The 679-nt window shown below is 35.3% G+C and carries 1 pseudogene; it reads left to right on the top strand.

The annotated features are described in order from the left end of the window. Positions 1-679, top strand: a pseudogene (locus tag IUY40_RS19190) (DUF2235 domain-containing protein); the annotation flags it as partial.

A 679-nucleotide genomic window follows, 5' to 3' on the forward strand; every position in this document is an offset into this window, starting at 1 on the left:
GCTGTTAAAAATGTAGTGCAAATAGCAGCTGGTCATGAATGGCGTAAAAACTTTAACCTGACCAATATTAATAGTGCCACAACTAGAGGTATTCAATACATATTACCCGGCTGTCACTGTGACATAGGTGGGGCTTATGAAAATGGAAATTATGAGCAGAACCATTTGGTTAAAATGGATAAAGAAGGCATAGCTACAGTAATAAAGTACGGGGCTGGAAGTAAACAATTTGAATATTTTAAAGAAAAATACAAAAAAGAGTTGGTAGAGAGTGGCTGGTACAAACCAGATCAGCTAAAATATATAATGACTACAGACAATTATAATATTATATACAAAGGCATTCGCTATATAGACCAGAGGTACAGTTTTCTTTCCTTACATTTTATGTGTGGGTTTGCCGCAGAAAAAGGGGCAGGATTTAATATAAGTGGCTTAAAAGAAAAATTTGAAATACCTGAAAAAGCAGGAGATAAAGAGCACATTTTGAACTATGTAAAAAAGAAGCTGGAAGCGTACATACAGGCTGTAAAAGATACCGAAGATTACACACGTTTGCCCATATCTTATACAAAGTATCTTGATTTTGCCAATGAAAAAATACTCATTAACACCAACCTACATTGGTCGGCCACAGACAAAACGGGGCATGAACCAAGAGCGAATAATATAAGAAAAA

The sequence above is a fragment of the Flavobacterium sp. ALJ2 genome (assembly GCF_015594725.1).
GTDB lineage: Bacteria > Bacteroidota > Bacteroidia > Flavobacteriales > Flavobacteriaceae > Flavobacterium.